General features: G+C 49.6%; 5 protein-coding genes. All 5 read left to right on the forward strand.

The window, feature by feature from the left end:
- Positions 1–231 precede the first annotated feature (231 nt).
- On the forward strand, positions 232–2,349 hold the full coding sequence (locus tag AB5542_RS17555) for a penicillin-binding protein (protein WP_279041228.1): 2,118 nt from the start codon (positions 232–234) through the stop codon (positions 2,347–2,349).
- A gap of 154 nt (positions 2,350–2,503) precedes the next feature.
- Positions 2,504–3,952 (forward strand): UDP-N-acetylmuramoyl-L-alanyl-D-glutamate--2,6-diaminopimelate ligase, encoded by a 1,449-nt coding sequence (locus tag AB5542_RS17560; RefSeq protein WP_279041226.1) that lies wholly within the window; start codon positions 2,504–2,506, stop codon positions 3,950–3,952.
- A 3-nt stretch (positions 3,953–3,955) separates the two neighbouring features.
- Positions 3,956–5,206: a phospho-N-acetylmuramoyl-pentapeptide-transferase gene (gene mraY / locus AB5542_RS17565; protein ID WP_087420588.1), complete on the forward strand. Its 1,251-nt coding sequence runs from the start codon at positions 3,956–3,958 to the stop codon at positions 5,204–5,206.
- Between the two features lie 138 nt (positions 5,207–5,344).
- On the forward strand, positions 5,345–6,688 hold the full coding sequence (murD, locus tag AB5542_RS17570; RefSeq protein ID WP_279041222.1) for a UDP-N-acetylmuramoyl-L-alanine--D-glutamate ligase: 1,344 nt from the start codon (positions 5,345–5,347) through the stop codon (positions 6,686–6,688).
- A 124-nt stretch (positions 6,689–6,812) separates the two neighbouring features.
- Positions 6,813–7,270, forward strand: a 458-nt coding sequence (locus AB5542_RS17575; RefSeq protein ID WP_368243275.1) for an FtsW/RodA/SpoVE family cell cycle protein, incomplete at its 3' end; no start/stop codon positions are given.

Genomic DNA, 7,270 nt, shown 5'->3' on the forward strand with positions numbered 1-7,270 from the left:
AGAAACTACCCCCTCCGGCTCCCCCTTACACAGGGGGAGAGTTGATTACCAAGCGGTTTTTCCCCTTGTGCAAGGGGGAGTTAGTGGGGGTAGTTGGAAAGATGAAAACTAAAAGATAAAAACTAAAAACTAAAAGATGAAAGATAAAAGATATAATAACAGGTTAAGGACTATCAGGTTTTACGATGGGTATGAACTTTTAGTTTTTAGCTTTTAATTTTTAACTATAACATGGCAGCATCTATAAAACATGAATTGGCCGGGCGGTTGGGACTTGTGTACCTGATCGTGATGGTGATTGCTGCCCTAATCGTAATAAAGGCCCTGCACGTGCAAATATGGGAAGGGGATAAGTGGAGGAAGATGGGACGTTCGGTGTCGTTTAAAGATTTTGAAGTGGCACCGAACCGGGGGAATATATATGCGGATGACGGGCGAATTCTGGCGAGTTCGGTTCCTTATTATTCGCTGAGACTGGATTGCAAGGCGATTCCGGACACGCTGTTCCGGAAGAAGGTGGATAGTTTGTCGATGATGTTGTCCCGCTTTTTCAAGGACGCCCCGACGGCAGAGTACCGGAAGAAGTTGTGGCAGGGAAAGTACGGGGCAAAGCCGAATCGTTATTTGCTTGTGAACAAGAAGAAAATTTCTTACACCGATTTATTGGAGGTTAAGAAATTTCCTATTTTTCGGGAAAGGGGTACGAAGAGCGGTCTGATTCTGGAACGGGAAAACGTGCGTTTGCAGCCGCACAGGGATTTGGCCTATCGGACGATCGGTTACTTGAACGAGGCGAAGGATGGTAGTTTCGAGGGACGCGTGGGGATTGAAGGGGCTTTCGAGAAACAGTTGCGGGGAGAACCGGGACGGAGTATCAGGCAGATGATGTCGGGACGGTGGGTTTCGGTGACGGTGGATGATCCGGTGGACGGGAATGACGTGGTGACGACGATTAACGTGGAGTGTCAAGATATTGTGCAGGGAGCTTTGACCCGGCAGTTGGAGCATTACAAGGCTAGTGCGGGGACAGCTATCTTGATGGACGTGAAGACGGGAGATATAAAGGCCATCGCGAACGTGTCGAAGACGGCGACGGGGTACCGGGAGGTGTTGAATAACGCTATCGGGGATGCCGCGGAACCGGGTTCGGTGATCAAGGCGGCAACGATGGTGGCTCTGTTGGAGGACGGGTATGTTCACCCGGAGGACACGGTTGACTTAGGAAAAGGTATTTACACGCATAACGGGGTGACGTTGAAGGAGGCGAGGTCGCCGATCGGTAAGGTGACGGTGCAGGGGATTTTCGAGCGTTCGCTGAACGGAATCACGGAATTAGTATATGAGCATTACAGACAACAGCCGGAGAAGTTCGTGAACCGGTGGTACGCGATGGGGTTGAATAAAAAGGTGGGGATCGAGTTGGCGGGAGAGGCGGATCCTTATATTAAGTATCCGGGGGATAAGACGTGGAGCGGTACCACGCTGCGCTGGATGAGTTTCGGGTACGAGTTGAAGATTACGCCATTGCAGGTGTTGGCTTTTTATAATGCACTGGCAAATGACGGGAAACGGATGAAACCGCGTATCGTGAAGGAGATTCGTAACGGGAGCCGGGTGGTGGAGCGGTTCGAACCGGAGGTGGTGAGTAGTCATATTTGCAGTCGGCAGACGGTGGCTTATATGAAACAGATGATGGAAGGGGTGGTAGAGAACGGCTCGGCGAAGAATTTGAAGAATGCGGCCTGCAAGATTGCGGGGAAGACTGGGACGGCAAAGGTAGCTGCGGGGTCGAAAGGGTATAATTCCGAACCGAAGTACCGGGCTAGTTTCGTGGGGTATTTCCCGGCGGACAAGCCGATGTACTCGTGTATCGTGGTGGTGGATAACCCGTCGCGGTCGGTGGGGTATTATGGAAACGTGGTTTCGGGTAGCGTGTTCAAGGAGATTGCCGATAAGATTTACACGATGGCATCGTTGATGGGGGATAATAACGAGGACGAGGAGGAGAAGGACGAGACACTGCCGATCAGTCAGAACGGGTTGAAGAGTGATTTTCTGGAGATATATGACGAGCTGGGGATTAACGTGACGGAGGATGAGGCGGAGCGTGCCGATTGGGTGATGACTTCACGGGATAAGGAGGGGACGGAGTTCGTGTTGAAAGCCCGGAGTGTGGATATGACACTGGTGCCGAACGTGAAGGGAATGGGGCTGAGGGATGCGCTGTACTTGTTGGAGAATAGCGGACTGAAAGTCGGGGTGAGCGGGGTCGGTACGGTGAGCCAGCAATCGTTGACTCCGGGAGGGAAGGTGAGAAGGGGGAGTTATGTACATATTGAGTTGAGATAATGTAGAATTTAGAATTTAGAGTTTAGAATGAAAAAGATTCTGTGATTGCCGATTGAATGATTAAGTGATTAAAAAGAGTGTTGATTGGAGAGAATCGACTAATCGGAAATCATTAAGTCACTGAATAGATAGGAGCTAAAATTAATATTTTGAGATGAATTTAAGAGAGCTGTTAGACGGGGTTGCCTGCGAGGTCGTGCAAGGGAGACCGGATGTAGAGGTTAAGATGATACACTTCGATTCGAGAAAGGTCGGAGAGGGAGATTTGTTTGTTGCCCAAAGGGGAGTGAGTGCGGATGGACACGGGTATATCGGGAAGGCCGTGGCGGCAGGAGCCGTGGCGGTTGTCTGTGAGGAGGTGCCGGGAGAGTTGAAAGAGGGGGTAGTTTACGTGAAGACGGGTAATTCTTCGGAGGCGCTGGGGGTGATGGCCTCTAATTTTTACGGGAACCCGTCCCACCGGATGAAGGTGGTCGGGGTGACCGGGACGAACGGGAAGACGACGACGGCGACGCTGTTGTACGAGCTGGTGCGTTTGCTGGGAAGGAAAGCGGGACTTTTGTCAACGGTGTGTAATTATATTGGGGACGAGAGGGTTCACGCTACTCACACGACTCCGGACGCGATGGAGATGAACGAGCTGATGGGGCGGATGGAGGATGCCGGGTGCGAGTATTGTTTCATGGAGGTGAGTTCGCACGCTATTGACCAAAGACGGATTAGCGGGTTGGATTTTGATGGGGCGATTTTCTCGAATATCACGCACGATCATCTCGATTATCACAAAACTTTTAAAGCGTATATCGAGGCGAAGAAGGCGTTTTTTGACCGCTTGCCGAAGAAGGCTTTCGCGTTGACGAACGGGGATGACAAGAACGGGATGGTGATGTTGCAGAACACGGTAGCTCATAAATATACTTATTCCTGTAAGCGGATGGCGGATTTTAACTGCAAGACGTTGGAACGGCATCTGGACGGGACGTTATTGCTACTGGACGGCAGCGAGGTGTGGACGAGGTTCGTGGGGGATTTTAATGCTTATAATTTGCTGGCGGTTTACGCAAGCGCACGGTTGTTGGATTTCGGGAAAGAGGAGTTGTTGCCCGTGATGAGTATGCTGGTGCCGGTGTCGGGACGTTTCGAGACCATTTTATCGAAGGAAGGGGTGATGGCTATCGTGGATTACGCGCACACGCCGGATGCGTTGGAGAACGTGTTATCGACGATCGAGGGGCTGAAGAAGGAGGGGACGGTGATCACGGTGGTGGGTGCCGGGGGTGACCGGGACCGGACGAAACGGCCGGAGATGGCGGAGGTTGCCTGTCGGTTGAGTGACCGGGTGATTCTGACGTCCGATAACCCGCGAAGCGAGGAACCTGTTGCGATAATCGAGGATATGCGAGCCGGGGTGCCGGACGAGGCGGCGAGCCGGGTGCTGGCGATTACCGATCGGAAGGAGGCGATCCGTGCAGCGTTGATGTTGGCGAAGAAGGGAGATATTGTGCTGGTGGCCGGGAAAGGACACGAGGATTACCAAGAGATAAAGGGTGTGAAACATCATTTTGATGATAAAGAGGTTATTAAGGAAATATTTAAGTTGTAGGTCATGTTTTATCATATCTTTGATTATTTAGAACAGTTTGATTTCCCGGGAGCGGGAATGTTTCAATACATCACGTTCCGGTCGGCTTGTGCGGTGATTTTGTCATTGTTGATTGCCACGGTGGTGGGAAAGCGTATTATCCGTATTTTGCAGAAGCAACAGGTTGGGGAGGAAATCCGAGACTTGGGGTTGGAAGGGCAGATGCAGAAGAAGGGAACACCGACGATGGGCGGGGTGATTATCCTGCTGGCGATTTTGGTTCCGGTGGTTTTGTTTGCCCGGTTGGATAACGTGTATATCCAGTTGATGATTGTTTCGACGATCTGGTTGGGGCTGATCGGTTTTCTGGATGATTATATCAAAGTGTTCCGGAAGCACAAGGAGGGGTTGAAGGGACGTTTCAAGGTGATCGGACAAGTGGGTCTGGGGCTGATCGTGGGGGTAACTCTTTACGTGAGCGATGACGTGCTGATCCGGGAGAAGGTTTCCATTTCGGAAGTCGGGGTGGTAACCAGCACGGTGGACGAGGGGTTTGTGTCCGAGACGAACCAGACCGTTTTGACGAAAGATATAAAATCGACCAAGACGACGATACCTTTTTTCAAGAATAACGAGTTTGATTACGCTTGGTTCGGGGCGCTTTTCGGGGACTATGCCGAGGAGATCGGTTGGATCGTGTTTATTATTATCACGATCGTGATTGTTACGGCGGTGTCGAACGGGGCGAACCTGACGGATGGATTGGATGGTCTGGCAACGGGGACTTCGGCTATCGTGGGGGCGACGTTGGGTATTCTGGCGTACGTGTCGGGTAATATGGTGTACGCGGATTACTTGAATATCATGTATATTCCACATTCGGGGGAGCTGGTGGTGTTTATTGCCGCGTTTATCGGGGCGACGATCGGGTTCCTGTGGTATAACTCGTTTCCGGCTCAAGTGTTTATGGGTGACACGGGGAGTTTGTCGCTGGGGGGAATTATTGCCGTGTTCGCAATCATGATTCATAAGGAGTTGCTGATCCCTATCTTGTGTGGTATTTTCCTCGTGGAGAATTTGTCGGTGATGATGCAGGTCAGCTATTTTAAATATACAAAGAAGAAGTTCGGGGAGGGACGACGGATATTCCTGATGTCCCCGTTACATCACCATTTCCAGAAGAAAGGGATTCCGGAACCGAAGATCGTGACCCGGTTCTGGATCGTGGGAATCGCGCTGGCGGTGATAACGATTGTGACGTTGAAAATACGATAGAAGAAATTTAAAATAAAGAGATTCAGTGATTGGCGATTTAATGATTCAGAGATTGAAAAGAGTATTGGATCGTGAGCGGGAATCTCCTAATCGGAAATTACTAAATCATTTAATTCGTAAGATTTAAAATCTAAAATGATGGAACGGTTGGTTATTTTAGGCGGAGGAGAAAGTGGAGCGGGAGCTGCCAAGTTAGGAAAGAAGTTAGGGTATGAGGTTTTTTTGTCGGACAAGGGGAAGTTGGCCGACAAGTATAAGCGTGTGTTGGAGGAATTGGGGGTAGAGTATGAAGAGGGGCAACACACGGAAGGACGCATTTTCGCCGCAGATTTGGTGGTGAAGAGTCCGGGTATTCCGGATAAGCTGCCGATGATCGTGGGGCTGAGGGAGAAGGGAATTGAGGTGATTTCCGAGATCGAGTTTGCGGGACGGCACACGGATGCGAAGATGTATTGTATCACGGGGAGTAACGGGAAGACTACTACTACTTTGTTGCTGTATCATATATTGGAGAAGGCCGGGTATGACGTGGGACTGGCGGGGAACGTGGGGAATAGTTTGGCGGCACAGGTGGCTGACGATTTGCATCGGGTGTACGTGGTGGAGTTGTCTAGTTTTCAGTTGGACGGGATGTTCCAATTCCGTTGTGACACGGCGATATTGACGAATATTACACCGGATCATCTGGATCGGTATGATTATAAATTTGAGAATTATGCGAATTCGAAGTTCCGGATATTGAATAATATGCGGAAGGAGGATTTGTTTATATATGGTTATGACTGCGAGGTAGTGCGGGAGAGAGTGAAACGGGGGGATATTGTGCCGGAGGCAGTCGGGTTCACTTACTCGGATTACGCCGGGGTGAATGCTTACATGGATGGGGATGTTGTGGTGGCTCACTGGGGAGATCGGGAGTTCCGGATTGCCAAACAGGAGATCACGATTCAAGGACGGCATAACGTGTATAATGCGATGGCAGCAATATTAGCCGCTTTGAAGGCTGGGGTGAGTGATGAGGATTTGAGGAAGGGGTTGACAACATTCCCGCAGGTGGAGCATCGTTTGGAGACGGTGGACGTGGTGAATGGTGTTACTTATATTAATGATTCAAAGGCAACAAACGTGGATTCGGCTTGGTATGCTTTGGATAGTATGCACGCTCCGGTGGTGTGGATTGCGGGAGGAACGGATAAAGGAAATGATTACAGCGTGTTGTTTGATTTGGTGAAGGAGAAGGTGAAGTTATTGATTTGTATGGGAGTGGATAATAAGAAGTTGATCGAGGCGTTTTCGCCGATCTGTGAGGTGGTGGATACTCATAGTCTGGATGAGACGATGGAGGTGGCTTATCGCCGGGCAGAGAAGGGGGATGTGGTTCTGCTTTCTCCTTGTTGCGCTAGTTTTGACTTGTTTAAGAATTACGAGAATAGAGGGGAGATGTTTAAGGAGAAGGTGAAAAAGTTAAAAACTAAAAGATAAAAACTAAAAGTTGAAAGACGAGAGGATTCTGTGATTGCCGATTTAATGATTAGGTGATTTTATAATCACTTAATCGGAGATCACTAAATCACTAAATCGCTAAATCATAAATCGAGAAATCAGTATGTTGAATCTAAAGAATAAGGTGGTATTTAAGGGGGATCGGACGTTGTGGTACGTGGTCATCGGGTTGATGCTGGCCTCGTTGATCGTGGTGTATTCTTCGACGGGGAGTCTGGCGTTTCGTGTGCGGGGAGGGAATACCAGTTATTATTTGATTAAACAGTTGTTTTTGATGTTCGGGTGTATGGTGGTGATTCTGACATTGCAGTCGTTTCACTACAAGTATTTCCTTTCGTTTGCCAAGATCGTGCTGGGGATGTCGTTGATATTCCTGTTGTGGGCGAAGTTTGCGGGTACGACGTTGAATGATGCGGGGCGTTGGGTGACGATTCCGGGAATCGGGTTCACGTTCCAGCCTTCGGAAATGGCGAAACTGGGGATTATTATGTACTGTGCCCGTGCAATTGCTTTTGAACAAACGGAGGAGTGTTGTAGCAATAATGTGTTATGGCGAATGAC

The organism is Butyricimonas sp. RTP31003st1_G1_RTP31003_210430 (genome assembly GCF_040920905.1).
In the GTDB taxonomy this organism is placed as follows: domain Bacteria; phylum Bacteroidota; class Bacteroidia; order Bacteroidales; family Marinifilaceae; genus Butyricimonas; species Butyricimonas paravirosa.

What these genes read in the sequence shown, in the direction of transcription:
- AB5542_RS17555 (WP_279041228.1), top strand. Translation starts at nt 232, where the DNA reads ATGGCAGCATCTATAAAACATGAATTGGCCGGGCGGTTGGGACTTGTG.
- AB5542_RS17560 (WP_279041226.1), top strand. Translation starts at nt 2,504, where the DNA reads ATGAATTTAAGAGAGCTGTTAGACGGGGTTGCCTGCGAGGTCGTGCAA.
- mraY (WP_087420588.1), top strand. Translation starts at nt 3,956, where the DNA reads ATGTTTTATCATATCTTTGATTATTTAGAACAGTTTGATTTCCCGGGA.
- murD (WP_279041222.1), top strand. Translation starts at nt 5,345, where the DNA reads ATGGAACGGTTGGTTATTTTAGGCGGAGGAGAAAGTGGAGCGGGAGCT.